Below are 24,723 nucleotides of genomic sequence, written 5' to 3' on the forward strand. Positions count from 1 at the left end.
CTAGTTGGTGTTCTCTGCCATCAGCAGCACGACATCGTCCAGCGATGCGCCGCCCAGGATGGCCGCGACCGGCAGCTCCCGGTCGAGCGACGCCCGGACCCGCTTGCGGAAGTCCAAGGCCTGCAACGAATCCAGGCCCAGTGCGACCAGCGGCGTGGAGCGGTCGATGGTGTCGCCGGAGTCGATGCCCATGACCCGCTCGAGTTCGGCGAGCACCTGGTCCGCCAGCGGACGGTCCAGCGCGAATGCCGCCGGCTGGTGAGCGACGGCGCGCCGTGCCGGATTCTGATCTGCGACAGTCTGATTTGCGCTCTCATCAACGGCCACCGCGTCCGCGATGTGGGATGGCTGCGGCGTGATCGCCTCCGGCTCAGGCACTTCCGACAGCACTGCGGCCTGGCCGAAGGCTCCCATGACATCGCGCAGGAACGGCCAGTCGGCGGAAATCACCATCGCGTCGGTCGGCTGCCCGGTGAATCCCGCGGCGATGGCGTCGGCCGGATTCATGGGGTGCACCCCGGCGCCCTCGACCCGCGCCATACCGGCCGCATCGAGCGGTCCCGCGACACTCCACAGGCCCCACTCCAGTGCGGAGCAATCGATCCCGCGCTCGCGCAGGCGGCGGGCGAGAATATCCAGCATCCGGTTGGTGACGGCATAGAGAATCTGCCCGCGGCCACCGAGTGTCGCGGCCGTGGACGAGCACAGCAGCACCCGGCCATTCGGACGCAACCGCACCGCGTCGAGCACCGCCTCCAGGCCCAGCACCTTCGACGCCGCGGCGGTGGCGACCATCTCGGCGGTGATCTCCTCGATCCCGGCGTCCACATAGTTGACCGCCGCATGGACGAGCAGGCTCACCGGCCGCTCCCCCAGCCCCGCCGCGAGGCGCGCAACAGCGTCGGCATCGCCGACATCACAGGTCGCGACCATGATCTCGGTGTCACCGAGCCCACGTAGTCGCGCCACTTCCCCGGCAGCCGAACCGGATTCGCCGGACCGGCTCACCAGCGTGATCCGCCCCGCGCCCTGCCGCGCGAAGTGTCCGGCGAACAACAACCCGAGCTTGCCGGTACCACCCACGATCAGCACATGATCGAGCTCAGCGGCCTCCCCCGGCACCGACTCGTCCGCGACCAACCGCTTGACGAACACCTTCCCCCCACGCAGCGCCACCTCCGGCTCACCCTCGGTATGCAGCGCCGCGACAACCCGATTCGCTTCCCCGGCTCCGGCATCGGCCGCAAGATCCAGATGCCGGAGCAGCACCCTGGGCTTCTCCACCCCGACACACCGGAACCCGGACGCCACGGCACCGTGAAACAACTGCGGCACCGCATCCTCCGGCACCACAACCTCACCCCCGACCGTCACCAGCCAGACCTCACCACCCGGCCGTAGGCCGGACAGACCGGGCAACCACGCTCGCCCGGCGAAGAATTCGCTCAGCTCGGCTATGGCATCGGCGCTCCCGCCCTGTGGCAGCGCGGGCCACAGGATCACGGCGCTGTCGAAGGCCTCCGAGACGCCGATCGGCGCGGTGGCGGCCGTCAGCACTCGCGCCGGGTTGTCGGCTCGGATCCGGCCGACCGTGTGCTGCGGTGATTCCTGACCGGTGGCGGTGGCGCCGTGGCGGTCTGCCGCGGCGAGCAGCGCGGAGAGTTGCTCGGCGCAGCGGCCGGTGGGGTCGAGGAAGGCCAGGCGGCGGGGCCGGGTCAGGGAGCGGCGCTCCCAGGGGATCCACTTCTCCACCAGGCGTTGGGGTTTGGGGATGGGCGCGGTCGGTGGGTGCACGGCTTCGGGGGCGTAGCCCGGGTTGGCCCACAGGCGTTTGGGGTTCATGACCGTGTGGGGGAAGTCGCGCAGTGGGAGGGCCGCGGGCGCGTCGGTGCGCAGGGCGGTCCAGTCGTAGGCGAGGTCCTGGACGGCGATAGTGGCCAGGTTGCGGGTGAATTCGCGCAGGGAGGTGGCGGTCCGTAGTGAGGTGCCGAGGACCTTGAAGTCACGGGGGCCGCGGGACGGGTCGCGCGGGACCAGGGAGAGGTTTTCCTGAAGGGCCAATTGCAGGACGGGGTGTTCGACGACCTCGATGAGGGTGTCGATGCCGTCGGTGGCGGCGGCCACTACGGCGCGGTCGAAGCGGACCCGGTTGCGCAGGTTCCAGTACCAGTACTGTTCCTGGATCATGTCTGCGGCGATGGTGGCACCGAGAGTCGCACCGTAGCAAGGGATCTCGGTGTCGGTGAAGGTCCGATCGCTCAGCTCGCCGCCGAGGAAGCCCTCGAATTCGGCGCGCAGTTCCGCCACGATCGAGGTGTGCGCGGGGTAGGCGACGCCGATCTCGCGGGCGAAGTGGCCGCGTTCGGTGGCGGCGGCGACCATGTCGGCGATGGTGTCGCGGTCGCCGGAGATGGCCATGATGTGCGGAGCGTTCACCACCGACAGCTCGGCCCAGCCCGAGTGGCGGGCCAGCAGCGCCTCGCAGTCCTCGCGGTTCATGGCCAGCACGGCCATGGCGTAGCCACGCGGCGAGAGGCGCTCCACCAGGCGCGCGCGGTGGGTCACCACCAGCACCGCGTCGCGCACCGACATGACCCGCGAGACCACGCCCGCGGCCAGCTCACCCTGGCTGTGGCCGATGGTGGCGGCCGGGTGCACACCGGTGGCCTGCCACATGGCGGCCAGACCGGCCATGTGGAACATCAAGGCGGGCTGCACCTCCCACACCGCGTCCTGGTACGCGCCCGCGGTGCCGAGCAGATAGTGCAGCGGCTGATCGTGGCCGAAGCGCTCGGCGTGCACGGCCGCGCACTCGTCGACGGCGGCCCGGTAGTCCGGGGACAGGTCGTAGTACAGCGCGCCCATACCGGGACGCTGACTACCCTGACCGGGGAACACGAAGCCGATCCGGCGCGCGGTGGCGGGACCGTCACCCAGCACCACCGCGGGATGCGAGGTCCCGTCGGCGATGGCGCGCAGGGCATCGAGCAGGTCCGCACGCCCGGTGACCATGGCCAGCGCCCGGTACCGGCGGGCCGTACGGGTGCGGAACAGCATGTCCGCCAACTGATCCGGGGTGACCGCGGGCCGCTGCTCCAGGTAGGCCAGGATGCACGCGGCCTCGGCCCGCACGCCGTCCGCGGTGTCGGACGAGAGCAGGACCGGGATGCTGCCATCGGGCAGGCGGTGGCTACACATCGCTTTCCTCCAGCTCGGGCAGGCTCACGAGGGCGTGGGCATTCGTGCCCGCGACACCGAACGAGGACACGGCCGCGTATCGCATGCCGTCCACGGCCGGCCAGGGTTCGAGTTCGGTGGCGAGCCGCAGAGTGGTCTCGGCCCAATCGATTTCGGCGGCCGGCCGCTCGGCGTGCAGGGTGGGCGGGATCTGCCCGTGCACTCCCGCCAGCAGCACCTTGATCAGGCCCAGCAGCCCGGAGGCGGCCTGTGCGTGACCGGCATTTGACTTCACCGAGCCCAACCGCGGCCCGGAGGTACCCGGGAGACCGTAAGTGGCCGCGAGCGTGGCCAATTCGAGCGGGTCACCCACCGGAGTGCCGGTGCCGTGGCCCTCGATGAGCCCGACCTGTCCGGCGGAAATCCCGGACACGGCCAGGGTGTCGCGGATGAGCCGCTCCTGCGCCGCCGCACTCGGCACGGCGATCGGCGCGCCCTTGCCATTGTGATTCACCCGCGAACCCAGCAGCCGCCCGTACACCCGATGCCCGAACGCACGCGCCCGCGACTCCCGCTCCAGCACAATGACTCCCGCACCCTCACCCCAGAGCGTGCCGGTGGCGTCGGCGGAGTAGGACCGGCAGTGGCCGTCGGCGGCCAGCGCATTGTTCTTGGAGAACTCGTAGAACGCGCCGGGCGAACCCATGACACACACCCCGCCCGCCAACGCCCACTCGCACTCCCCCGTTCGAAGGGCGGCGGCCGCCTGATGCACGGCGGTGAGCGCGGACGCGCACGCGGTGTCGACGGTGACCGACGGCCCGATCAGGCCCAGCCCGTGCGAGATCCGCCCGGCCACCGCGCCCAGCGCGGTGCCGGTGGCCCGGTACCCGCTGTACTCGTTGACCGAGGCTGCCCGCGGCCCGTACTCCATGACCGAGGCGCCCATCCAGCAACCGGCCGAATCACCGTCCACCGCACCGGGATTGATCCCGGCCTGCTCGAGTGCCCGCCAGGCCACCCGCAGGCCGACCCGCTGCTGCGGATCCATGGCCACGGCCTCGCGCGGCGTGATGCCGAAGAACAGTGCATCGAAGTCGGTGGCGCCGGTGAGGAACCCGCCGGCGTCCGGCACCGCGCCCCAGCCGTCGTGCCGGTCCAGGGTCAGCAATTCCGCCAGCGGCCATTCCCGATCACGGGGAAAGGGGCCGAGCAATTCCCGTCCGGACGCCAGGGCCGCCCAGAATTCCGGCAGAGTGTCGATGCCGCCGGGCGCCTCGATACCCATGCCGACAATCACAATGGGATCGCCGGAATCCAGCACGCTCATGCGAGGACGCTCTTCTCCGCGGCCAGCAGTTCGGCAATGCCGCCGACATGGTCATTGAGATAGAAATGCCCGCCCGAGAAGAGGATGACCCGAATTCCGCCGCGGCTGTGGCTCTCCCATGCGTACAGATCAGGCGGCGCGACGAATTCGTCCTCGTCGCCGCCCAGCACCAGAATCGGCGCGTCCACGGCAGTGTCGACCGCGCACGAATACGCGTCGAAGGCACGGTAGTCGGCCTTCATGACCGGCAGCGCCATGCGCAGCACGTCGCGGCTGCCCAGCACCTCCGCACCGGTGCCATTGAGCGCCGACATGTGGTCGAGCAGCGCCTCGTCCTCGGTGGGATGCCCCGGCAGCGCGGCGATCCGGGCGGGTGCCGCGGCCGACGACGCGACGAGCAGTCGGACGTTCAGCCCCGCCGCCTCGGCCAGGCGGGCGAATTCGAACGCGATCACCGCGCCCATGCTGTGCCCGAAAATCGTGAGAGGAACACCGGTTTCATGCACGGATTCCCGGAATTCGGCGAATGCCCCGGCCGCGATTTCGGACAGCGTTTCCAGGGCGGCCTCGCGCGCCCGGTCCTGACGGCCCGGGTACTGGAACACCACGACATCGAATTCGGCAGCCAGCGCCCTGGCGAAAACCCGATAGGCGGAGGCGCCCGCACCGGCGTGCGGGAAGATCAGCAGCGGTGGCGCGGATTCCGCACTCGGGGCCTGAAATTGCCTGATCCAGCCGAGTTCCCGTGGCATTTCCCGCATCTCTCCTACGCAACTGCCCGACCGCATTCGGCGTCGGTTCCGCTTGTCCCCCTTGCAATGTCCGGGCAACCGTAACACCGTCTACTTAGTATAGGCTAGCCTTACTTCATAGGGTGATCAAGCTAACCGACGAACGGAGCGCCACAGCGATGAACCGGACGACCCACGTCCTCGCGCGCGAACTCACGGACCTTCCCGACCACATCCGCCGCGCGCCCGCACCGGTGCTGCCCGAGTTCGCCGCACCGTTCACGCTGCGGCCGGTCGACGTCGACTCCCGCGATCCGGAGACCATCACCGAGTGGATGCACCGGCCGCACCTGCTCGAGACCTGGGAACAGGCCTGGGACGCCGATCGCCGCCGCACCGACTGCGAGGCGCAGCTGGCCGGAACCTTCTCCCGCCCTTGCATTCTCGAATACGACTTCGCCGCCCTGGGCCGTCCAGACCTGGGCCACCGCGAGGTGGCCTATGTGGAGTTGTACCGCCCCGCCAAGGATGAGATCGCGCGCCTCTACAACGCCGACGCCCGCGACATGGGCTTCCACATCGCCACCGCGGACACGACCCTGCTGGGCCGCGGCGTCATGTCGGGCTGGATGCGCCTGCTCGGGCAGGCGATCCTGGCGGCCGAACCCGAGTGCCGCCGGCTGCTGTGCGAACCCGATCATCGCAACACCCCCATGCGGAAGGCGTTGGAGAAGATCGGTTGGCAGCACCTGGGCGACTTCGACATCCGGCCGGATCGGCGCATCTCGCTCTATGCGCTGCCGCGCAGCGCGGCCGACCTGCCCGAGATCCGGTAGCGCGGCACGGGATTCACCGCCGGTTGCAGGATCCGGTCCGAAAGCTCGCCCAGGCAGCTGAGATTCGGGAAGCCGGGACCCTGCGCCAGGGCGGCCATATTCGGCAGGTACAGCTTGGCATCCAGACCGGACACCGCCAGGTCGAAGCCGATGGCCGCCTCGATGCGCGCGGACTCCAACGGGCCACCGACCGCCAGTTCGAGCAGATCGGTTGCGGCCGAATCGAACAGATCCAGGAACCACAGCGGCTGGCCGCCGGTGGCGTCCACCACCAGATCGAAGGTGTGCACCTGATCGGCGCGCAGGTCGTTGCGCAGGGTGAGGGCGACCCGGTCGTCCTGATCGGCGAGGTTCACCACCCGGCCCTGCAGGTGGTGAACCCGGTTGTCCCCCAACAGGCTTTCCTGCACCCGCACCGAGAACACCCCGCGATCGGTGCGCCGGATGACATCACGGCGCTCGGCCATTCCCAGGCCCGCCCACTTGGTGGGATCGCTGTAGAGCGAATTCTCGAAATAGCTTTCACCGCGCGTGTACAGGGTCGCCTTGGGCGAGATCACCGAGACGGTGAGCATCTCGTGGCGGACCAATTCGTCCAGCGCCGACCCCGCGGTCTCGCCGCCGCCGATCACGGCCACCCGCGAGGACGGGGGCAGTTCGCGGCGGCCCGCCAGCTCCCAGAATTCGGAGATGCTGAGCACCTTCGGGTGCTCGGCCAGGGCGCGGTCGCTGCGGCCGGGTCCGGTGATCATGACCGCGTCGCAATCGATCTCGTCCACGCGGCCGGCCGCGTCGGCGACCGACACCAGCCAGCCGTCGGCCGCGGCGGCGATGCCCGTCACCGCGCCCTGCACCAGATCAAGGTCGATGCGCCGGGCCACCCACTGCAGGTATTTGGCCCACACGTGATGTTGCGGGCTGGGCCGGCCGCGGTCGATCCACTCGGCGTAGGTGCCGTGCTCGACCAGGAAGGCCGTCCAGCTGAAAGCCCGCATGGCCGTGTCGATCTCGCGGTTGTGGCCGCGCGCCCAGGTCGAGTGGTAGGGGAAGCCGACGTCCTTCTCGGGGCTGGTGCCCAGGCGGTGCCTGCCGTCGGTCCAGCCGCCGGTGGGTAGCCAGTTGCCACCGACCGCCTGCGCCTCGACCACGGTCACCCGCGGTGCGGGCAGGCCGAGTTCCCGAAGCACATGCGACTTGGCCGCTACCGCCAGAGCTTTCGGCCCCGCACCGACCACCAGAAGTGTCTCCACCGATTCTCCGTCCAGTTGCTCACTGTTGCCCGCCTCGCACAACCCACCAATCACTTTAGGTTTGCATAGCCTTACCTTATATTGCTTGGCAGCGCTTGCGAAGCGCTCGAGACGAAAATGATTGGACTGGAAACGATGCCCCCTACCTCGCGCCTCCTCGGTGCCGCCCTCGCCACCGCCGCCCTGCTAGCCGGGACCGGCGTCAGCGCGGTCACGGCCACGGCAGCACCGGCTTTCGCTCCCGTACGCACCGCCTCCCCGAGCACCGCCGACCTGAAGGCCAAGCTGCAGACCGCCCTCGACACCGGCGCCCCGGCCGCCACCCGGGCCGCCGAGCTCGAGGCCGGCGAGGCCGGACTGCCGCTGCTGGACCAGATCGGCACCGCCATGAACGCCGCCCCGCCGAGCTTCCGCTGGACCATCCTGGGCCCGGTCACCGAGAACGCCGACATCCTCTCGGCTACCCTGCAGACGGCCGTGGACGGATTCGATCCGTTCACCTTCCCGCTGACCTGGAAGCTCGTCGACGGCGACTGGAAGCTGTCCCGCGAGGGCGAGTGCACCGTCGCGAGCGTCGCCATGCTGCCCTGCAGCCTCTGACAATTCGAGAATCACCCACCCGGACGGCCCCGGACTCGCGCGGCGGAATCCGGGGCCGTCCCGGCTACGCGGGTACCGGTGTCGGCGTGCGCGATCGTCGCGAGACGATGCGCCACCACGAGAACGGTTCTGCCACGGGTCAGTTCGTGCACGCCGCGCGCCACCGCCGCCTCGTTATGCGGGTCGAGGGCGCTTGAGGCCTCCCACCTTCCTCCATCCGGCGCTCCCACGAACACCGACGAGAAGAGAGGTCGGGCCAACCTTTACCGAACGGCCACACCGTCGGTCAGCGCGGCACCTTTCCGGTCAGCTTCTTGCCGCTCGCGTCGTGGACCATGCATGTCGCGCGGCCATTGAGCTTGTTCCACTGGGTCTCGTTGGCCGGGTAGAGAATGAAGGTCTCCAGCTGGTCGTACATCGAACTCTTGCTCAGCTGCTTGTCGATCTCATCCAGGCAGGCGTCATTGGCCTGCTGGAACGAGGCATCCAGCGAACCCGGCCAGGAACCGGTCAGATGCACCTGGGCGATCACCTCGGCATCGTGCGCGGAATCACATGGCAGCACGGTCACCTTGCGAATGTGGTTGTTCTCCTCGACGGTCTGCAGGCAGTCGCCGACCTTCACCTCGTCGACCGAGATGGCGGTGGGCGAATCCGGCAGGGCCGAGGTGCGGGTCGTATTGTCCTGCGACGCCGAGGTATCCGAGCCGTTCACCGCGCCCACGGCGAACAGGATCACGACGATCAGTGCCCACACGCCAGAGGCGACCAGGCCGCCGATCGCCAGCCCCTTGCCGTTCTGATTGCGCTGCTTGATCTGGGTCAGCGCGATGATGCCGAACGGTACGGCGAGCAGACAGGCGCCCAGCAGACCGAGGATCAGGGCGGCGATGGCCAGGCCATTGGTGCCCTGCGGAGGCGGCGGAGCCATCGGGTAGCCGGGCGGCATCGGCTGGTACCCGGCCGGGTAGCCGGGCTGACCACCCTGGCTGTAATCCCACTGATCCGGCCGGCCGTAGGCGGGCTGCGCGTATCCCGGCTGCGGCTGACCGTATTCCGGTTGCGGGGGTTGTGGAATCTGGCCGTAGTCCGGCTGACCCGGCAACCCTTGCGGCTGTTGGTCGTTCGGGTACACGAGACCCCCGATCACTCGTTCCGACCCGGACATTCCGGGCGTTGGCCAACCGTACCCCCTGATCCGGACAAAACTCGGGGACTAGGGTTTGGCGAGTGAGACGCAGGCAGCAACCACCGCTACCCAAGCGGCACGGGCTGGACCCGGCCCGGTTGCGGCTACCCGAAGACGGCGACTGGGCGACCATTCGTGACCACCTCGTGGAGCGATTGCCCCGGGTGCGCCCCGAACGCATCGACGAACTGCTGTCCACCGGCGGCATCGTGGATCTGGACGGCCCGATCACCCTCGACACGCCCTATGCACCCGGCGGCGCGGTGTGGTTCCACCGAGATCTGCCGGACGAGACCGAGGTTCCATTCCCGATCGGCATCGTCTATCGCGACGACGACATCCTCGTCGCGGACAAACCGCACTTCCTCTCGACCATCCCGCGCGGGCAGCACATTCTGCAGACCGCCCTGGTGAAACTGCGCCGCGACCTGGACCTGCCCGAACTGGTGCCCGCGCACCGGCTCGACCGGGTCACCGCCGGGCTGGTGCTGTTCATCGTTGATCCGGCGGTGCGCGGGGCGTATCAGACCATGTTCCACAAGCGGCTGGTGCACAAGGAGTACGAGGCCGTCGCGCGCGTCGACCCGGAGCTCGCACTGCCGCGCACGGTCATCAGCCGGATCGTCAAGGAGCGGCAGGTGCTGCGCGCCTACGAGACCGCGGGTGAACCGAATGCGGAGACCCTCGTCGAATTGGCCGAGCAGCGGGACGGATTGGGGCGCTACCGGCTCCGGCCGCGGACCGGGCGGACACATCAGATCCGGCTGCACATGAACAGCCTCGGGATCCCGATCCTCGGGGACGACTTCTATCCCGAACTCACCGACAAGCCGATCGACGACTACACCCGGCCGCTGCAACTACTGGCCTCGGCACTGGAATTCACCGATCCGATCACCCGGGAGCCGCGCCGCTTCGACACCGCGCGCACGCTGCAGGCCTGGGACGATCCCGAGGGCTGGGCGAGCGGACGAGCGCCGGCCGCCGGGTATTCCGCACAGCGGGATTGAGCACAATCGAAGGCCGTTGCAAGAATCCGCTCGTACACTGGCCGGGATGTCTCCAAACGATAACGGTGCGGTCGCTGTACTGCCCGACCCGCCCACGCTGCCCGGCCACAAGCTCTACGCCTACGTGGATGTGGCTGTCGTCGTTGTCGTCCTGATCTGCACGAATCTCATCGCGCACTTCACCAACCGGTGGGCCAGCATCTTCACGGTGCCGATTGCCGCATTGGTGCTCGTTGCCCTGGTGCGCCGCCGCGGGCTGGGCTGGGAGGACCTCGGCCTGTCGCCGCGACAGTGGCGGCGCGGGTCGCTGTGGGCACTCGCGGCGGTGGGCGTGGTGCTCGCGGCCGTGGTCATCGGCGCGGCACTGCCGATCACCCGGCCGTTCTTCCTCAACGACCGCTACGCGGCGGTCTCGGGCGCGCTCATCGCGTCCATGATCGTGATCCCGCTGCAGACCGCGATACCGGAGGAGCTCGCCTTCCGCGGCGTGCTGCACGGCACCCTGGACCGGGTCGCCGGGGCGCGCGGAGTGTTCGCGGCGGGATCAATGCTGTTCGGGCTCTGGCACATTGCCTCGTCACTGGGATTGACCAGTGGGAACAAGGGATTGACCGGATTCCTCGGCAGCGGCCCGGCCGGACAGCTCCTCGGCATCGGACTCGCGGTCCTCGCGACCGCCGGGGCGGGCGTGGTCTTCACCTGGCTGCGGCGGCGCAGCGGCAGCCTGCTCGCGCCCATCGCCCTGCACTGGGCGGTGAACGGTGCGGGCGCGCTGGCCGCGGCCGTGGTCTGGCACGTGACGGTGCACTGACCCCGGCCGGGCGCGCGAACGCAGAGGGGGCCGACTGACCTGGGAACAGAGGATTATGGTCAGCCGGCCCTGGGACGGTTCGGCGGGTCGGGCCCACACCGAACCGAGTCTGTTAGGAGCCCAGGAAACCCAGCGGGCCCGCGCCGCAGGTGGCGCTGCCGGTCAGGGTGGGCTCGAGGACGTTCACCTTCAACTCCCAAGCCGAGCCCTGCAGGGTCGACAGGGTGTGGGTGCCCGCACTGTGCGGGGTCCACTGAATAGTGGCCTGCCCGTTGCTCGGGGTGATCGGACTGCCCGAGATGATCGCGCCATTGTCGTAGAACCAGGCCTGGATCCAGCTGTCATAGGTCGCGGTGATCTGGTACACGCAACCCATGTAGATATTGCGGGCGTTCACCGACAGGCCCGTGGGTACAGCCGAGGCGGTGGAGGCGGTCAGGCCCACGGAACAGGCCATCGCGGCGACGGCGGTGAGGCCGACGCCGGCCCGCCGGGCGATGCGCTTGCTCAGGGACACTGTCATGTCTTCAACTCCTTGGTGCCAACCCGCTTCGATGCGGTCCGGCGAACTGTATCGGTTGTCCAGTTCATTCCGTGGCACTTTTGAGAAAATACTGAAACGTGTTTCTGTCAGACCCACTCCCGGGCAGGTCAGCGCCCACACCGGGAGCGACTCCGGCGGCGATCAGGCGGGGTCCTTCCAGCCCAGATCGCGGTCCAGCAACTCGAACAACCGATCGTTATAGGGGCGGTAGAACTCGCGCACGCGCGCCAGCGACCCGGCCTCGGCCGGCGGGAACTCCAGCGGGCGGATTGCGAACCAGCACCTCCGCGTGCAACTGCGGCTCGATGGCAGGCAGGCCCAGGAACTCGTGGATGCCGCACACGGTCGCGGGCACGCCGGCGAAGAAGTCCTCGGCCGCTACCAGGTGCGCATTCTCGCGGCCGTAGGTGTCCAGCCAGCGGCGCACCGAATTGACGTAGATGCCGGCCGCCAGCATCGGCATGGTCGGCAGCATGGTCGGCGGCGGACCCGGAGGGCCCCCAGCGCCAACAAGGTTGGCCCGCTTCCCAAAGGAGAAGCGGGCCAACCTATTCGGAAAAGATTCGAAACCTCAGCGGTGTAGGTCACTCACCACATCGGGCGGCGTCCATTCCGCATCCCACTGCGGCTGCTGCTGTTGCGCATCACCGCCGTGGCCCGGCCACCAGGCGCGGCGACCGATCAGAGCGGTCACCGCGGGGGTGAAGAACATCGCCATGACGAACGCGGCGATGGCGATGCCCACCGAGATGGCGAAGCCCATCTGCGACAGCGTGTCGTTGCCCGCCAGCATCATCGAGGCGAAGGTGCCCGCCAGGATGACACCGGCAGCCGCCACCGTCGGGCCGGTATGACGCAGGGCCAGGGCGGCCGCGCGATGCGGGTCGTTGCCCTCCCGTGCCTCCTCCCGCAACCGGGCGACCATGAGGATGTTGTAGTCCGTCCCGAGGGCGACCACGAACAGGTACATGATCAGCGGCAGCGTGAAGATCAGACCCGAATCCCCCTGCAGATGCTGGAAGACCAGCACCGCCGAACCCAGCGTCGCGGCGAAGCCGAGGAACACCGAGGCCATCAGGTACCAGGGCGCCACCACGCTGCGCAGCAACAGGGCCAGCACGATCATGATCAGGATGGCCGCCACCGGGAACACCACCATGTAGTCCCGGTTCATGGCGTGCTGGAAGTCGACGAACACCGAGGTCATGCCGCCGACTACCGCCGAGGTGCCGACCGGCGCCGCCGCGTGCGCGGCATCCCGGAGCGGACCCTTCACGGTCTTCAGGGCCGCATCGGATTCCGGCTTGTCGGACAGCGTGACCTGATATTCGGCGACCGTCTTGTCGGCCGACAGCGCTGGCTGCGGACCCACCTCGCCCACACCGTGGACGCCGCGCAGTGCCGCGCCGAAGGCGTTCAGCTCGTCGGCGCTCAGCGCGCCGTGCTCGCTGCGCAGGTACACCTGCGAGGGCTGGGTGCTGCCCGCGGGCATGCCCTTGAGCAATTCCTTGCCGTAGACCACGGATTCGGAGCTGCCCGAGGTCGAACCCGAGCTCAGATCGAAGGTCGGATTGAAGCCGAAGGCGAAGACGCCCAGGGCGATCAGGACACCACCGGACGCCACGGCGAACAGGCCCGGCCGCTTGCCCAGCGCGCCACCCAAAGCCGCGAACCGCGCTCCGCTCGGCTCCACCTGCCAGGCCTTCGAGGGCCAGAAGACCTTGGTGCCCAGCAGGGAAACGATCGCGGGGATGAGCGTGAGCCCGGCCAGCAGCGCCACCGCGACCGCGATGGCCAGAGCGATACCCATGGACCGGAACATGCCCAGGGTGGACAGCGTCAGCGCGCCGAAGGCGATGATCACCGCCGCGGCCGCCGAGGTGATGGCCTCACCGACCCGGGTGACCGCGCTGACCACGGCCGTCTTGGCGTCCTCACCGGCGCGCAGGCGCTCCCGGAAGCGGAACATCAGGAAGAGTATGTAGTCGGTGCCGACTCCGAAGAGCACCACGACCAGCAGCGACTGCACCGAGCTGTCGATCTTGAGGTCGAAGGTGTTGCTGGCGATCGCGATCAGACCACTGGCCAGCGGGGACACCGCGATGAAGATGACCAGGATGGGCAGCAGCGCGATGATCGGGCTGCGGAAGATGAGCAGCAGCAACAACAGGATCAGCACCACGGTCGCCACACCGATGATGATCAAGCCCTTGGTACTGGAGTCCTGCTGATCCAGGGTCTGGGCGGCGGTGCCGGTGATGCCGGCCTTCAGGTCGGTGCCGTTCACCTGTTCCTTCAGCGCGTCCCGGAGGGACTTCACCGCGTCGGACTGGTGGGTGTCATTGGCGCTGGTGACCTTGGTCATCTGCACCGCGACCACCTCGACCGCCCGGTTCTCCGCCGGGGGCACCGCCTGGATTCCGGTGACATCCTTGATGTTCCGCTCCGACAGCTTGGTCGCGGCGGCGGCCACCGCGGTCGAGTCGGCATCGGTCATCGGGGCTCCGTCGGAGCGTTCGAAGACGATGAGCGCAGCGGGGGTATTGCTGTTGGGAAATGCCTGCTGCTGCAACTTCGCTGCCTGAATGGATTCGTAATGCGAAGGCAGGAAGTCGGATTGGTCGGTGGTGGCGGTGAGCTTCGGCGCGGTGGCGACGACCGCGACAATGGCGATCAGCCACGCGGCGATTACCAGCCACGGGAATCGGACGACGAAGCGCCCCAAGCGGGAGAACATGCGGGAGAAGTCCTTTCCGGGTTCGGCCGCGTTATTCAGATGTCGAGGACCTGCGAGGACGGGTTCTCCACCACATCGGCGACGATGCGGTAGACCTTCGCCGGAATGCGGTCGCGCAGTTCCATGAGCGAGTCCACGATCTCCAAAGTGAAGTCGCCGTAGCCATCCTCGCCCAGACCGAGGAATTCGCGCCAGTTCTTAAATCCCTTGGCCCAGTTCGTGAATACCGAAAGGTCCGACTGGTCGGAACTATGCCGGGCGGTGATGAACTCCGCCTTCCGCTCCCGCGCGGCGTTCTTCGAGGCCTGGGCGAAATCCGACCACTCGACATAGTGCCGGTGGACGACCAGCTTGCCCTTGCGGCTCAGGAAGACCTGCACGGACTCGCTGCCCTCCTTGGTCACGTGCTGAGCCTCGGCCAGCAGCCGGCCGACGAAACGCTGGGTGCGGCCGCCGCCGGGGCCGACGCGCAGGGTGATCTCGCGCATGCCCTCGGGCAGCGGGTCCGGCACCAGGTCGGCGCTGGTCGCGGCCGAAGCCTCCGCGGCCGGGGCCTCCGCGGCCGGGGCGTCCTGCGGCTCGGCGTCGTTGGACTGGTCCATCTCGAGGGCCATGGGGTGCTCCATATCATCAGTGAATGCGCATATGGACATGCGTGTACAGCACGGCGCTGTGGGTCGATACCCGCTGCGCCGCTGCACTTCTCAGGGTTCCGGACGGTGATTCCCCGCCTTCAGTCACTATAAGTAGACGTATACGTATAGCGCAACCCTGACTCGACCCTGAACTTTCTCCAGGTGCTTCCCTGAGCATCCGGGACACGAAAGGGCCCGCCTCCCGAACGGGAGGCGGGCCCTGGTGGGTCGTCCTCGCGGAGCCGCGCGTTAGCGCCCGCGCCGCTTGCCCGGCTGCTTCTTCGCACCGCCCTGCTTCGACTTCGCGACGGTCTGCGGCTTCTTCCCCCCCGACTGATCGCGCGTCCCGCCCGCCTTGGCCGCACCCGTCCGCTTCGGCGAATTCTGTTGCCGCGCCGCCTTGTCCGGCTGCTGACCGGACGGTGAACGAGAACTGCGCTGGGAGCGGCCGCGCACCACGCCCACGAACTCCTCCACCAGTTCGGTGGTGCGGTCGGCGGGCCAGGCCAGCGCGATCTCGGTCTCGGGCACATCGGTGACGGTCCGGTAGACCAGGTCCTTGCGGTGGTGCAGGCGGGCGATCGAATGCGGCACGATGGCCGCCCCGCTCACCGCGGCCACCAGCTCCATGGTCATGGCGGCGTCGTCCAGGTCGGCGGCGTCCTGCATACGCTCATCGGCCAGATCGGCCGTGGCGACCTGATCGAACAGGGCGATCGGATGATCCTTGGGGACGACCACGACCGGGACCTCGCGGTAGAGCGGAATCGCGCTCACCCCTTCGCGGTCGATGGGCAGGCGCACGAAACACATGTCGATCGCGTCCGCACGCAGGGCCTGCTCCTGCTCCTTCATCGGGATCGGCGTCAGCTCCAGCGCGACCTCGGGGAACCGCTCGCGCCAGATGCGCTCCCATTTGGTCACGGTCACGCCCGGGACGAAGCCGACGCGCAGGCGGTCCGCCGCGGCCGGCGCCGGCTCCGGCTCCGCGGCCGCGGCAGCCGCGATGAGGGCGCGGGCCTCGTCCAGCAGCACGCGCCCGTCCTCGCTCAGCTGGGTCGGCTGCGCGCCCGGCACGAACAGTCTGGTTTCGAGCTCTTCCTCCAGCTCGATGACCGTCCCGCTCAAGCGCTGCCGCGAAATACCGAGGCCACGCGCCGCCCGGGCGAAATGCAATTCCTCGGCAACCGCGACGAACCAGCGCAGGCGCGTCAGATCGATGGACTCCAACCGGCTCATGCCCTGCCCATGCGGCATGAGCGGGGGCCCTCCATGGTTACGCTCCGCTGCCTCCTCCGGGCCCTGACCTCTCATGCCGTGCCCATGCGGCATGAGCGGGGGCCCTCCATGGTTACGCTCCGCTGCCTCCTCCGGGCCCTGACCTCTCATGCCGTCCAGGCTATTGCACCGGCCAGCAGGTTCACCCCACCCGCCCGATACCCTTGATCGGTGAGCCCGGACAAGAACCCCCAGACCATGAAGCCGCTGACCGCGGCGAACAAACTCGGCATCTACCTCCCGGCAACCCCCGCGGAGTTCCGGAACTCACCCGTCACCCGCGCCCAGCTCGAGGAACTGCGCACCGATCCCCCGCAGTGGCTGATCGAGCTGCGCGCCAACGGCCCCTTCCCGCGCGATGTGGTGGCCCGCAAGCTGGGCATCTCCAACTCCGGCCTGGCCCGCGCCGGCGTCGCCGACGCCCTCACCGCGGACGAGATCGCGGCCCTGCTCGCCGACCCGCCCGAATGGCTGCTCCGCGAACGCGACAACCTCGTCGCCGTCCGCAAGGAAGCCGAGCGCGTCAAGGAGAAGGAGGCCGCCCGCCGCGCCGCCTCCAACCGCCCGCCCAAGAACCGCTTCGGCAACTGAACACGACGCCCCGGCCCGGTCATCTGCCCTGAACTCCCTTCTGCCACTGCCGAATCGGATCAGATTCGACGCAGCACCCGGTCGACCAGGTCGGGGGCTGCGCCGAGATAGTTCTCGGGGCGGAGGAGTTCGGCCAGTTCGGGTTTGGTGAGGTGCGGGGCGATATCGGGGCATTCGGCGAGGATGTCGGCCAGCGGCCGGGTGGTGGTCCGCGCCTCGAAGGAGGCGGCCTGCAGGGCCTTCTTGGCGATCGGCTTGCCGAGCAGCGGCGCCAGGCGGATCGAGAGGCGTTCGGCGACGATCTGACCCTCGGTGAGCGAGAGGTTCTCGGTCATGCGGTCGGCATCGGCCATCAGGCCCGCGGCGAGTTCGACCGCGGTGTGGGCGGCGCCCCCGACCAGGAGCAGGCATTCGCGCAGCGGCTGCCATTCCGCGTGCCAGGCGCCGGCGGGACGCTCGTCCTCGGCCAGCAGCGCGCCGAACAGCGTCGAGGCCAGCGCGGGGACCTGCAGCGCCGCCGCACGAATCATGGTGCTAAGCACCGGGTTTCGCTTCTGCGGCATGGCCGAGGATTCGCCGCGGCCCGGGGCGGCGGGCTCGAGCAGCTCGGCGGTTTCGGTGCGGGACTGGGAGATCACATCCACGGCCAGCTTGCCCAGCGTGCCGGAGGTCAGGGCCAGGGCCGCGGCCAGATCGGCGATCGGGGTGCGCGCGGTGTGCCAGGGGGTGGCGCTCACGGTGAGGGACAGTTCGGCGGCGAACTCGCGGGTGAGGCGCTCCATGATCTCGCCGGCGGGCGCCTGCGACAGCTCCGAATCCGCGCAGCGCGCGCATTCGATATAGGACGCCAAAGTGCCCGCCGCGCCGCCCAATTGGATCGGCAGCGTGCGGCGCACGCGGTCCAGGCGTTCGCGGGCGTCGAGCAGGCCCTGCATCCACACCGCCACCTTCGCGCCGAAGGTCGTCGGCACCGCGTGCATGGCGAGGGTACGGCCTGCGATCGGGGTGGTGCGGTGACGGCGGGCCAGCTCGGCCAGGGAGCCGACAATGGTGTCCAGGTCGGCGATCAGCACGGCCAGCACCCGGGCGGCGATCACCATGGTCGCGGTATCCAGAATGTCCTGGCTGGTGGAGCCGTAGTGCACGTAGTTCGCACTCACCGGATCCACATCCGCCACCGCGTCGTGCAGGCGCTCCACGAAGATCACCACCGGATTCGCGGCGCCGCGCGAGGCCTGCGCGATCTCGCGGGCGTCGAACGCGTGCTCACGCACCGCCACCACCAGATGATCGGTGACGGTGCCGGGCACCATACCCAGGCGGGCCTCAGCGCGCGCCAGCGCCAGCTCCACCTCCAGCATGGCCTCGATCCAGGCGTCGTCGCTCAGCAGGGACTCCACCGGCGTGCCCACCCCGACGGGGGCCAGCAGACCACATTCCACCGCCATCTCATGGTGCCTTTCACAGTCGTGCCCGAGTTCGGAATGCCGCTGCACCCCGCGCTGATTCGGCGGGAGCGCCGGGCCCTCGTACCGGTGGGCGGTGAGGATCTCGCGGGCGATGGCATCGCCGTCGGCCAGCGTCACCGAATTGACCCCGGGGCGCGCGCCCGCCGCCGTCACCCAGCGCACCGACTCGGTCGGCACTCCGAAGACATAGCGGCGCGGGTGGATTCGCCCGACCGTGTCCACCGGATGGTACGAACCCGGCGAGAGTGCCAGGCCGCCGGTTCGGTAGCGGCTGCCGTCCGGGGAGGCGATGACGTAGCCGCGCACTTCCTCGCGGCGCAACAGGTTGCGTAGCAACGGATCCGCGGTGCGATGCAGGTCCGGTGCGGGCATCCAGGCATCGATGAGAGTGTGTGCCGATGCCACCGAATCACCCACCAGGGGCGAATCGGCGACAAAGCACTCGTGTCTGGTGTCCGCCCGGACCCGCATGTCGGGACCGGCGACTCGCACTACACCCGCGCGAATCAGTGCCGCCAGTTCCGAAATCCGGTGCGCCGGTGGCCCGATGGACAGGAAGGCGTTCATCGGTGTGTACCAGCGATCCAGGTCGTCGCGGTAGGAGGAGCCCGCGATGCCGCCGTGGTCGACCACCAGCCGGACCTCATTGCGCAGGTCGCGCAGGACATCCAGGGCCGCCTTCACCGGGCCGTGCACATTGCCCAGGTGCGCCTGCTGCACATCGGCGTCGAGGTAGGCCAGCAGCCAGGCGTGGAAATCCGCGGGATCGGTGAAGTAGCGGCCGCCGGTGGGGTCGGCGAGCGTCCGCCAGTCCCAGCGTTCCTGCGGGGGCACGCCGAAGCGGTTCAGCAGTTCCTCGGCGTCCTCGGCGGTCGGGGCGATCAGGTAGCGGTCGCGGAACGAGGCCAGGCGGTGCGGGCTGACCCGGTCCGCGATCAGGCGGGTGTAGTAGACCGACTCGACTTCCCGCGCGATATGCGGCCAGACGTCGCGGCGAAAAGAGACGTCGCCGAATTTCCGTGCGCGGTGGCGCAATCGAGCGATGCGGTCGCCATTGAGCAGCAGTGGCTCGTAGCGGCCGGCCACCCCCTTCTGATGCTCACCGCGCGCGTGATGCGGGACGCCGCGGCGGCAGCCGGTGACGATGAGCGGCTCCCGGCCCGAGGCGACGTACTCCAGTCCGGTCTCGGACTCCGTGAACCGGCCGCCGCGGCCCGCCGTCAGCAGGGCCAGGTAGTCGAAGAAGGTGAGGCCCAGGCCGCGGATGATGACCGGGTCCCCCTCGGGAATGCGGTTCAGATCCACATCGGCGGCATTGCCGGGCGGAATGTAGGTGAGGCCCAGGCGATCCGCGGTGTCGGTGAGCGAACCGGACGCACCCGGCGGAGCTTCGGCCAGGTGGCCCTGGGTGAGCACCACCGCGTGCAGGCCGCGTAGGCGTTCGCCGGTATCGAGTTCCAGCTCCTGGAATCCGCCGGGGCCGTCGCGCATATCCACCACGGTTGCCACGATTTCGCGTACCCGCACCCAATCGGCATATCTGTCGCGAGTTCGCTCGAAGGCCCAGCGCAGGTAATGGCCGTAGAAGGCGCGTGGTGGATAGCTCTCCGGGGAAATCCGCAGGGCCACGCCGAGAGCGGCGCTGGGCAGGCTCGCGAAATTGCCGATCTTCGCCAGAAAATTCGACCATTCGTAGAGGCTGGGGCCGCGTTCCACCGGGCCCGCCATCTCGACGGTGTCGTCTGTGAATATGGTGACCTGCTCGGCGACTGTGTTCATGAGCAGGTGCGCGGGCTGGTCGGTGCGCCAGACCGACCCGGTACCGACCCGGGTCGAATCGATGAGCACCAGTTCGACCCCGGCCGAGATGCCTAACTGCCGAGCGTTGGCGCAAATGCGTTCGAAAACATTCAGACCCCGCGGTCCCACTCCAACTATGGCGATCCGTAAAACATTGTCGAGCATGCAAACTCACCGATCGCGCTCGATTAGCCGTGACCGAATCCGGGCACGTCGGCGACGTTAGCGCAGCGAGCACAAGCACTCAAGAATGGACGGTACGGTACGCCTGGTTCGTCTGGAATGTGGAAAACTGATCCGGCCACGCCCAGCGCGGCGACCGATGTGAACGTGATGCGCCAGCCGACGGTCTGGCCCACCAGGGTGCCCAGCGGCACGCCCACCACATTGGCGACGGTGAGGCCGGTGAACATCATGGCGATGGCCCCGGCCTTCTTGTCCGGCGCCACCAGATCGGCGGGCCCCCGACGTCCTCTCCCAATCCGCCACTACCCGCTCGGTCACCCGACTCGAGGACCGCGGCCTCTCGCGCGCTGCCTCTGCCCCCACGCTGTCCGCAAGTAGTCGGCTACCTGCACCGCGCAGTGAAAGGTCGATGCGCAGGTTGTCGATTTTGTTGTGCCACAACGGACTCGGCACGCCGCGCCGGCGATGGTCAGCCCCATCCCGCTGCGGGCGATGGCCTTGCGCGAACCACATTGCCCGTTTCGTCTGGTTCAGGTAGCGGCGTACCCGTGTGCCGCCGGATACGAGCGATGAGAATCGGTCTTGTCGATTCGCATCCTGGTCGGCGTCGGCCGCCCAGGCGGGAAAGGGTTTCCGATGGGTATCGCGCAGAACGACCACCGTGGTGTGACGGTTCGAGTATCGATGGCCGCCACGGGGATCGACGACGAGCGCTCGGACCGGCAGACCCCGATGCCGCGGGTGGAGCCGACCGCGATGGATGGCGTCGAATCAGCGGTGTCGGCGCGGGACAGCTCCGGAAAGGCGCCGGGCGCGAAGGTGACCGACCCCGTCACGATCGGTGCGATCGTGCTGGCGATGAGCGCATCCGGCGGGGTGTTCACCACCCTCGTGGCGGGTGACGGCACTGATCGGCCGATTCGCCCCGGCAGTGGCGCACCTTACTGTCGAGACCATCCCCGGCAACGCCGCCGGGCCGCGGCAACGACGCCGCGCAACACGAAGACGCGCCGACCGGCGGCGAGGTACCACCGCATCCTGGAAGCGCGTCACCCGCCGAGCGGGCGAGCCGAAGGAGGACGAAGAAACGACTCCGCGATCGGAGATGGGCGACCGATTCCGGACGCCTGCAACAAGTTCCGGACGTAGGTTCAGGGGATGCTTCTTGGACACGCCGGGATCGATGTCAGCGATCCGGCGGGTGCGCGGAAGTACTACGACGAGCCGCCACAAGGACACGTGAGGGCTCTGGAGACGCGAAGACCCGCTCCGGGGAAGCGGGCCTTCGAGTTCCGGCTCGACCGCGCGTCAGCAGTAGTAGCAGACGCCGTTGGCGGGGAGTTCGGTGAAGCAGGAGTTGCAGACCGCCTTGCGGGCCTCGGGTTCCGGCTTGGGAGTGGAGACCGGCCCGGCGGGAGTGACCCGGCGGGGCGCGCCACCATTGCGCGGGATCAGGGGCGGGATGCCGCCGTCGGAGGGGATGTCCGCGCCGTAGGCGGCGTAGCACTGCCAGCGGGCGTAGGCGGCATGCACTTCGAGATCGGCCGGGACGGGTAGGTGGGCCAGCTCCAGCACGTACTTGTAGCTGTCGCTGACCTTGTGGTTCTGCTTGACACACAACGCCGTCAGCGGCGGCTCGCCGGCATTGTGGCAGCGGCGGGCGACCTTGCGCAGGATGGCGTCCATCCAGGTGCGGGTGGGGGCGTCGGTACGGATGCCCGACATCTCCTGCACCCGCTCGGCCAGCTCATTGATGGTCACGAAATGGCCGTAGCCGGAGGCGCATTCGGCCAGCACCTCGTGGGCGGCCAGAGCCCACGCCACCGCCGCATCGCGGAATGTCACCGCGGTCCGGTCGTCGATCCGCCAAGCCCCGGAAGTTGTTGCAGCATCCCTCATAGCCAGACAAAACTAGCGCCTCACCGGGGCGACACGCCAATTCCGTTCGGATATACAGGGTTTCGGTTTGATCACACTCGAGCGCGGGCACGCATATAACCTATCGACCCACAGAAAAACACTCGGAAAAAGAGATAAGGCCCGCTTCCCGAATGGGAAGCGGGCCTTACGCTTACGACCGTTTCAGTCGAGGAGCAGGCTTACTTGGCCTTCTCCAGGACCTCGACCAGACGCCACCGCTTGGTGGCGGACAGCGGACGGGTCTCCATCAGCTGCACGCGGTCGCCGACACCGGCGATCTCGTTCTCGTCGTGGGCCTTCACCTTCGAGGTGGTGCGGATGATCTTGCCGTAAAGCTTGTGCTTCACGCGATCTTCCAGCTCGACCACGATGGTCTTGGTCATCTTGTCGGAGACGACGTAGCCGATGCGCACCTTGCGCTGGCCCCGCTCCTCCTGCTTGGCCGGCGTCTTGGCCGGGCCCTTGGCGTCACTCATGCCGCGTCTCCCTTGCCTTCAGGACCGGAGGCCAGGCCGAGCTCGCGCTCACGCATGACCGTGTAGATGCGCGCGATCTCGTGGCGGACCACACGCAGGCGCCGGTTGTTCTGCAACTGGCCGGTCGCCATCTGGAAGCGCAGGTTGAACAGCTCTTCCTTGGATTCGCGCAGTTTGGCGACGAGCGCGTCATTGTCGAGCTCGCGGAGCTCTGCGGCCGGATTAGCGGTAGCCATCAGAACTGCTCCTCCCTGGTCACGATCCTGCACTTCATCGGGAGCTTGTGCATCGCGCGGCGCAGGGCCTCACGAGCGGTCTCCTCGTTTGGGTAAGACAACTCGAACATGACCCGGCCGGGCTTCACGTTCGCGACCCACCACTCCGGCGAACCCTTACCGGAACCCATGCGGGTTTCGGCCGGCTTCTTGGTGAGCGGGCGGTCCGGGTAGATGTTGATCCAGACCTTGCCGCCACGCTTGATGTGGCGGGTCATCGCGATACGCGCCGACTCGATCTGACGGTTGGTGACGTAGGCCGGCTCCAGAGCCTGGATGCCGAACTCGCCGAACGCAACAGCGGTGCCACCCTTGGCCATACCGGACCGCTTCGGGTGGTGCTGCTTACGGTGCTTGACCTTGCGGGGCATCAACATAAGGTCAGCCCTCCTGATTCTCTGCCGGAGCCTCCGCCACAGCGGTGGCGGCGCGGCCGGCCTCAGTGCTGGTCGCGGTGGTGCCCTGGGCACCGCTGCGACGCGGACGGCTCGGACGCTCGCGACGCGGGCGGTCGTCACGGTCGCGGCCGGACGGGGCCACCGCGGTGACCTCACGCTTGCCGCCGACGATGTCGCCCTTGTAGATCCAGACCTTCACGCCGATACGGCCGAAGGTGGTCTTCGCCTCGTACAGGCCGTAGTCGATGTCGGCGCGCAGCGTGTGCAGCGGCACCCGACCCTCACGGTAGAACTCCGAGCGCGACATTTCCGCGCCGCCGAGACGGCCGGAGCACTGCACACGGATGCCCTTGACGTTCGGCGAACGCATGGCCGACTGGATGGCCTTGCGCATCGCGCGACGGAACGCCACACGGTTCGACAGCTGCTCGGCCACACCCTGAGCAACCAGCTGCGCATCCGACTCGGGGTTCTTCACCTCGAGGATGTTCAGCTGAACCTGCTTCTTGGTGAGCTTCTCCAGCTCGGCGCGAATGCGGTCGGCCTCGGCGCCACGACGGCCGATCACGATGCCCGGACGCGCGGTGTGGATGTCCACACGCACGCGGTCACGGGTGCGCTCGATCTCGACCTTCGAGATGCCGGCCCGCTCCATGCCGGTGGCGAGGAGCTTGCGGATCGCGACGTCTTCCTTCACGTAGTCCGCGTACTGCTTGTCCGCGTACCAACGCGACTTCCAGTCGGTGGTGATACCGAGGCGGAAGCCATGGGGATTGATCTTCTGTCCCATTTACTTTGCCCCTCCCTTCCGGCGGCTACGAGTGGCAGCGCCGGCGGTGGGCACGCTCTCGACCTCGATGGTGATGTGGCTGGTGCGCTTGCGGATCCGGAACGCGCGGCCCTGGGCACGCGGCTGGAAACGCTTCATGGTCGCGCCCTCGTCGACGTACGCGGTCGAGATGACCAGCGTCGCCGGGTTCAGGCCGAGGTTGTTCTCCGCGTTGGCGGCGGCCGAGGCCACCACCTTGGCGACCGGCTCGCTCGCGGCCTGCGGCGCGAACTTCAGGATGTTCAGCGCATCCTCGACACGGCGGCCACGGACCAGGTCCACGACGCGACGGGCCTTCATCGGCGTCACGCGAACGTGCTTGGCGGTCGCGCGCGCGGTCGGGTTCTGAGTTTCAGTGCTCATCGCCGCTTGCTCTTCCGATCTTCCTTGACGTGGCTCTTGAACGTGCGAGTCGGCGCGAATTCACCGAGCTTGTGTCCAACCATGTTCTCGGACACGAACACCGGCACGTGCTTGCGGCCGTCGTGGACCGAGAACGTGTGGCCGATGAAATCCGGGATGATGGTGGAACGACGCGACCAGGTCTTGATGACCTGCTTCGTGCCCTTCTCGTTCTGGACGTCCACCTTCTTGAGGAGGTGTTCGTCGACGAACGGGCCCTTCTTCAGGCTGCGTGGCATGTCTAACCTC

The 24,723-nt window shown here is 68.3% G+C and carries 24 protein-coding genes and 1 pseudogene; 6 read left to right on the forward strand and 19 right to left on the reverse strand.

The genetic code is table 11. From position 1 onward, the window contains the following. Genes nbtC through ACIRRA_RS00655 form a run of 3 tightly spaced genes read right to left on the reverse strand, consistent with a single transcriptional unit; the run spans window position 1 to window position 5,259 of the window. On the reverse strand, window positions 1-3,198 hold the full coding sequence (gene nbtC, locus ACIRRA_RS00645; protein ID WP_402761209.1) for a nocobactin polyketide synthase NbtC: 3,198 nt from the start codon (window positions 3,196-3,198) through the stop codon (window positions 1-3). Beyond that, window positions 3,191-4,507 carry a polyketide synthase gene (locus ACIRRA_RS00650; RefSeq protein ID WP_402761212.1) on the reverse strand — a complete coding sequence of 439 codons (1,317 nt, stop codon included), beginning with the start codon at window positions 4,505-4,507 and terminating at the stop codon, window positions 3,191-3,193. Before ACIRRA_RS00650 ends, nbtC begins: the two co-directional genes overlap by 8 nt. Next, window positions 4,504-5,259 (reverse strand): thioesterase II family protein, encoded by a 756-nt coding sequence (locus ACIRRA_RS00655; RefSeq protein WP_402761215.1) that lies wholly within the window; start codon window positions 5,257-5,259, stop codon window positions 4,504-4,506. Before ACIRRA_RS00655 ends, ACIRRA_RS00650 begins: the two co-directional genes overlap by 4 nt. Window positions 5,260-5,417: 158 nt before the next feature. Between ACIRRA_RS00655 and ACIRRA_RS00660 the strand changes: the two genes are divergently transcribed. After that, complete coding sequence (locus ACIRRA_RS00660; RefSeq protein ID WP_402761218.1) at window positions 5,418-6,074, forward strand: GNAT family N-acetyltransferase; 657 nt, start codon at window positions 5,418-5,420, stop codon at window positions 6,072-6,074. On the opposite strand, the gene ACIRRA_RS00665 is transcribed toward ACIRRA_RS00660, so the two are convergent. After that, complete coding sequence (locus ACIRRA_RS00665) at window positions 6,029-7,324, reverse strand: SidA/IucD/PvdA family monooxygenase (protein ID WP_402761221.1); 1,296 nt, start codon at window positions 7,322-7,324, stop codon at window positions 6,029-6,031. The genes ACIRRA_RS00660 and ACIRRA_RS00665 overlap by 46 nt on opposite strands. Window positions 7,325-7,459: 135 nt before the next feature. On the opposite strand from ACIRRA_RS00665, the gene ACIRRA_RS00670 reads away from it, so the two are divergent. Next, a complete protein-coding gene (locus ACIRRA_RS00670) occupies window positions 7,460-7,924 on the forward strand; it encodes a hypothetical protein (RefSeq protein ID WP_402761224.1) in 465 nt (154 codons plus the stop codon). A gap of 286 nt (window positions 7,925-8,210) precedes the next feature. Here ACIRRA_RS00670 and ACIRRA_RS00675 read toward each other — a convergent pair whose 3' ends face one another. Next, on the reverse strand, window positions 8,211-9,074 hold the full coding sequence (locus ACIRRA_RS00675) for a DUF4190 domain-containing protein (RefSeq protein WP_402761226.1): 864 nt from the start codon (window positions 9,072-9,074) through the stop codon (window positions 8,211-8,213). An 80-nt stretch (window positions 9,075-9,154) separates the two neighbouring features. Here ACIRRA_RS00675 and ACIRRA_RS00680 point away from each other — a divergent pair, with 80 nt between their 5' ends. After that, a complete protein-coding gene (locus tag ACIRRA_RS00680; RefSeq protein ID WP_402761229.1) occupies window positions 9,155-10,123 on the forward strand; it encodes a pseudouridine synthase in 969 nt (322 codons plus the stop codon). 46 nt (window positions 10,124-10,169) lie between these two features. After that, window positions 10,170-10,934, forward strand: coding sequence for a CPBP family intramembrane glutamic endopeptidase (locus tag ACIRRA_RS00685; protein WP_402761232.1), 765 nt, complete (start codon window positions 10,170-10,172; stop codon window positions 10,932-10,934). 112 nt (window positions 10,935-11,046) lie between these two features. Here the strand turns inward: ACIRRA_RS00685 and ACIRRA_RS00690 are convergent, their stop codons facing one another. From ACIRRA_RS00690 to ACIRRA_RS00710, 5 genes are all read right to left on the reverse strand, one after another. Further along, a complete protein-coding gene (locus ACIRRA_RS00690) occupies window positions 11,047-11,457 on the reverse strand; it encodes a hypothetical protein (protein ID WP_354830556.1) in 411 nt (136 codons plus the stop codon). A 217-nt stretch (window positions 11,458-11,674) separates the two neighbouring features. Continuing rightward, window positions 11,675-11,941 carry a hypothetical protein gene (locus ACIRRA_RS00695; protein ID WP_402761235.1) on the reverse strand — a complete coding sequence of 89 codons (267 nt, stop codon included), beginning with the start codon at window positions 11,939-11,941 and terminating at the stop codon, window positions 11,675-11,677. A gap of 108 nt (window positions 11,942-12,049) precedes the next feature. Then, window positions 12,050-14,215, reverse strand: a complete 2,166-nt coding sequence (locus ACIRRA_RS00700; protein ID WP_402761238.1) for an MMPL family transporter — start codon at window positions 14,213-14,215, stop codon at window positions 12,050-12,052. Window positions 14,216-14,250: 35 nt separating this feature from the next. After that, the gene (locus ACIRRA_RS00705) at window positions 14,251-14,829 is read right to left on the reverse strand and encodes an EXLDI protein (RefSeq protein WP_402761241.1); all 579 of its coding nucleotides are present in this window, start codon (window positions 14,827-14,829) and stop codon (window positions 14,251-14,253) included. A gap of 270 nt (window positions 14,830-15,099) precedes the next feature. Beyond that, entirely contained in the window at window positions 15,100-16,107 is a 1,008-nt protein-coding gene (locus ACIRRA_RS00710; protein ID WP_402761244.1) for a LysR family transcriptional regulator, read from the reverse strand. A 192-nt stretch (window positions 16,108-16,299) separates the two neighbouring features. Here ACIRRA_RS00710 and ACIRRA_RS00715 point away from each other — a divergent pair, with 192 nt between their 5' ends. After that, window positions 16,300-16,719 (forward strand): DUF5997 family protein, encoded by a 420-nt coding sequence (locus tag ACIRRA_RS00715; RefSeq protein WP_402761246.1) that lies wholly within the window; start codon window positions 16,300-16,302, stop codon window positions 16,717-16,719. 59 nt (window positions 16,720-16,778) lie between these two features. Here ACIRRA_RS00715 and ACIRRA_RS00720 read toward each other — a convergent pair whose 3' ends face one another. Together ACIRRA_RS00720 and ACIRRA_RS00725 are read right to left on the reverse strand one after the other, a co-directional pair. Further along, the gene (locus ACIRRA_RS00720) at window positions 16,779-20,153 is read right to left on the reverse strand and encodes an FAD/NAD(P)-binding protein (protein WP_402761249.1); all 3,375 of its coding nucleotides are present in this window, start codon (window positions 20,151-20,153) and stop codon (window positions 16,779-16,781) included. A 104-nt stretch (window positions 20,154-20,257) separates the two neighbouring features. After that, a pseudogene (locus ACIRRA_RS00725) lies at window positions 20,258-20,452 on the reverse strand (MFS transporter); the annotation flags it as partial. Between the two features lie 358 nt (window positions 20,453-20,810). Between ACIRRA_RS00725 and ACIRRA_RS00730 the strand changes: the two are divergent. Beyond that, the gene (locus tag ACIRRA_RS00730; protein ID WP_402761252.1) at window positions 20,811-21,323 is read left to right on the forward strand and encodes a hypothetical protein; all 513 of its coding nucleotides are present in this window, start codon (window positions 20,811-20,813) and stop codon (window positions 21,321-21,323) included. 159 nt (window positions 21,324-21,482) lie between these two features. On the opposite strand, the gene ACIRRA_RS00735 is transcribed toward ACIRRA_RS00730, so the two are convergent. From ACIRRA_RS00735 to rpsS, 7 genes are all read right to left on the reverse strand, one after another. Then, window positions 21,483-22,073, reverse strand: coding sequence for a hypothetical protein (locus ACIRRA_RS00735; protein ID WP_356996885.1), 591 nt, complete (start codon window positions 22,071-22,073; stop codon window positions 21,483-21,485). Between the two features lie 200 nt (window positions 22,074-22,273). Next, window positions 22,274-22,570 (reverse strand): 30S ribosomal protein S17, encoded by a 297-nt coding sequence (gene rpsQ / locus ACIRRA_RS00740; protein ID WP_354830578.1) that lies wholly within the window; start codon window positions 22,568-22,570, stop codon window positions 22,274-22,276. Then, complete coding sequence (gene rpmC / locus ACIRRA_RS00745; RefSeq protein ID WP_040855205.1) at window positions 22,567-22,806, reverse strand: 50S ribosomal protein L29; 240 nt, start codon at window positions 22,804-22,806, stop codon at window positions 22,567-22,569. Before rpmC ends, rpsQ begins: the two co-directional genes overlap by 4 nt. Next, on the reverse strand, window positions 22,806-23,222 hold the full coding sequence (rplP, locus tag ACIRRA_RS00750) for a 50S ribosomal protein L16 (protein ID WP_402761257.1): 417 nt from the start codon (window positions 23,220-23,222) through the stop codon (window positions 22,806-22,808). Before rplP ends, rpmC begins: the two co-directional genes overlap by 1 nt. 4 nt (window positions 23,223-23,226) lie before the next feature. Then, the gene (gene rpsC / locus ACIRRA_RS00755) at window positions 23,227-24,033 is read right to left on the reverse strand and encodes a 30S ribosomal protein S3 (protein ID WP_033091021.1); all 807 of its coding nucleotides are present in this window, start codon (window positions 24,031-24,033) and stop codon (window positions 23,227-23,229) included. Next, window positions 24,034-24,435: a 50S ribosomal protein L22 gene (rplV, locus tag ACIRRA_RS00760; protein ID WP_040855202.1), complete on the reverse strand. Its 402-nt coding sequence runs from the start codon at window positions 24,433-24,435 to the stop codon at window positions 24,034-24,036. After that, a complete protein-coding gene (rpsS, locus tag ACIRRA_RS00765) occupies window positions 24,432-24,713 on the reverse strand; it encodes a 30S ribosomal protein S19 (RefSeq protein ID WP_019931198.1) in 282 nt (93 codons plus the stop codon). Before rpsS ends, rplV begins: the two co-directional genes overlap by 4 nt. Window positions 24,714-24,723 lie beyond the last annotated feature (10 nt).

The organism is Nocardia sp. NPDC101769 (assembly GCF_044766925.1).
Lineage (GTDB): Bacteria > Actinomycetota > Actinomycetes > Mycobacteriales > Mycobacteriaceae > Nocardia.

What these genes read in the sequence shown, in the direction of transcription:
- nbtC (WP_402761209.1), bottom strand. Translation starts at nt 3,198, where the DNA reads ATGTGTAGCCACCGCCTGCCCGATGGCAGCATCCCGGTCCTGCTCTCG.
- ACIRRA_RS00650 (WP_402761212.1), bottom strand. Translation starts at nt 4,507, where the DNA reads ATGAGCGTGCTGGATTCCGGCGATCCCATTGTGATTGTCGGCATGGGT.
- ACIRRA_RS00655 (WP_402761215.1), bottom strand. Translation starts at nt 5,259, where the DNA reads ATGCCACGGGAACTCGGCTGGATCAGGCAATTTCAGGCCCCGAGTGCG.
- ACIRRA_RS00660 (WP_402761218.1), top strand. Translation starts at nt 5,418, where the DNA reads ATGAACCGGACGACCCACGTCCTCGCGCGCGAACTCACGGACCTTCCC.
- ACIRRA_RS00670 (WP_402761224.1), top strand. Translation starts at nt 7,460, where the DNA reads ATGCCCCCTACCTCGCGCCTCCTCGGTGCCGCCCTCGCCACCGCCGCC.
- ACIRRA_RS00685 (WP_402761232.1), top strand. Translation starts at nt 10,170, where the DNA reads ATGTCTCCAAACGATAACGGTGCGGTCGCTGTACTGCCCGACCCGCCC.
- ACIRRA_RS00690 (WP_354830556.1), bottom strand. Translation starts at nt 11,457, where the DNA reads ATGACAGTGTCCCTGAGCAAGCGCATCGCCCGGCGGGCCGGCGTCGGC.
- ACIRRA_RS00695 (WP_402761235.1), bottom strand. Translation starts at nt 11,941, where the DNA reads ATGCCGATGCTGGCGGCCGGCATCTACGTCAATTCGGTGCGCCGCTGG.
- ACIRRA_RS00700 (WP_402761238.1), bottom strand. Translation starts at nt 14,215, where the DNA reads ATGTTCTCCCGCTTGGGGCGCTTCGTCGTCCGATTCCCGTGGCTGGTA.
- ACIRRA_RS00705 (WP_402761241.1), bottom strand. Translation starts at nt 14,829, where the DNA reads ATGGCCCTCGAGATGGACCAGTCCAACGACGCCGAGCCGCAGGACGCC.
- ACIRRA_RS00710 (WP_402761244.1), bottom strand. Translation starts at nt 16,107, where the DNA reads ATGCCGCATGGGCAGGGCATGAGCCGGTTGGAGTCCATCGATCTGACG.
- ACIRRA_RS00720 (WP_402761249.1), bottom strand. Translation starts at nt 20,153, where the DNA reads ATGCTCGACAATGTTTTACGGATCGCCATAGTTGGAGTGGGACCGCGG.
- ACIRRA_RS00730 (WP_402761252.1), top strand. Translation starts at nt 20,811, where the DNA reads ATGGGTATCGCGCAGAACGACCACCGTGGTGTGACGGTTCGAGTATCG.
- ACIRRA_RS00735 (WP_356996885.1), bottom strand. Translation starts at nt 22,073, where the DNA reads ATGAGGGATGCTGCAACAACTTCCGGGGCTTGGCGGATCGACGACCGG.
- rpsQ (WP_354830578.1), bottom strand. Translation starts at nt 22,570, where the DNA reads ATGAGTGACGCCAAGGGCCCGGCCAAGACGCCGGCCAAGCAGGAGGAG.
- rpmC (WP_040855205.1), bottom strand. Translation starts at nt 22,806, where the DNA reads ATGGCTACCGCTAATCCGGCCGCAGAGCTCCGCGAGCTCGACAATGAC.
- rplP (WP_402761257.1), bottom strand. Translation starts at nt 23,222, where the DNA reads ATGTTGATGCCCCGCAAGGTCAAGCACCGTAAGCAGCACCACCCGAAG.
- rpsC (WP_033091021.1), bottom strand. Translation starts at nt 24,033, where the DNA reads ATGGGACAGAAGATCAATCCCCATGGCTTCCGCCTCGGTATCACCACC.
- rplV (WP_040855202.1), bottom strand. Translation starts at nt 24,435, where the DNA reads ATGAGCACTGAAACTCAGAACCCGACCGCGCGCGCGACCGCCAAGCAC.
- rpsS (WP_019931198.1), bottom strand. Translation starts at nt 24,713, where the DNA reads ATGCCACGCAGCCTGAAGAAGGGCCCGTTCGTCGACGAACACCTCCTC.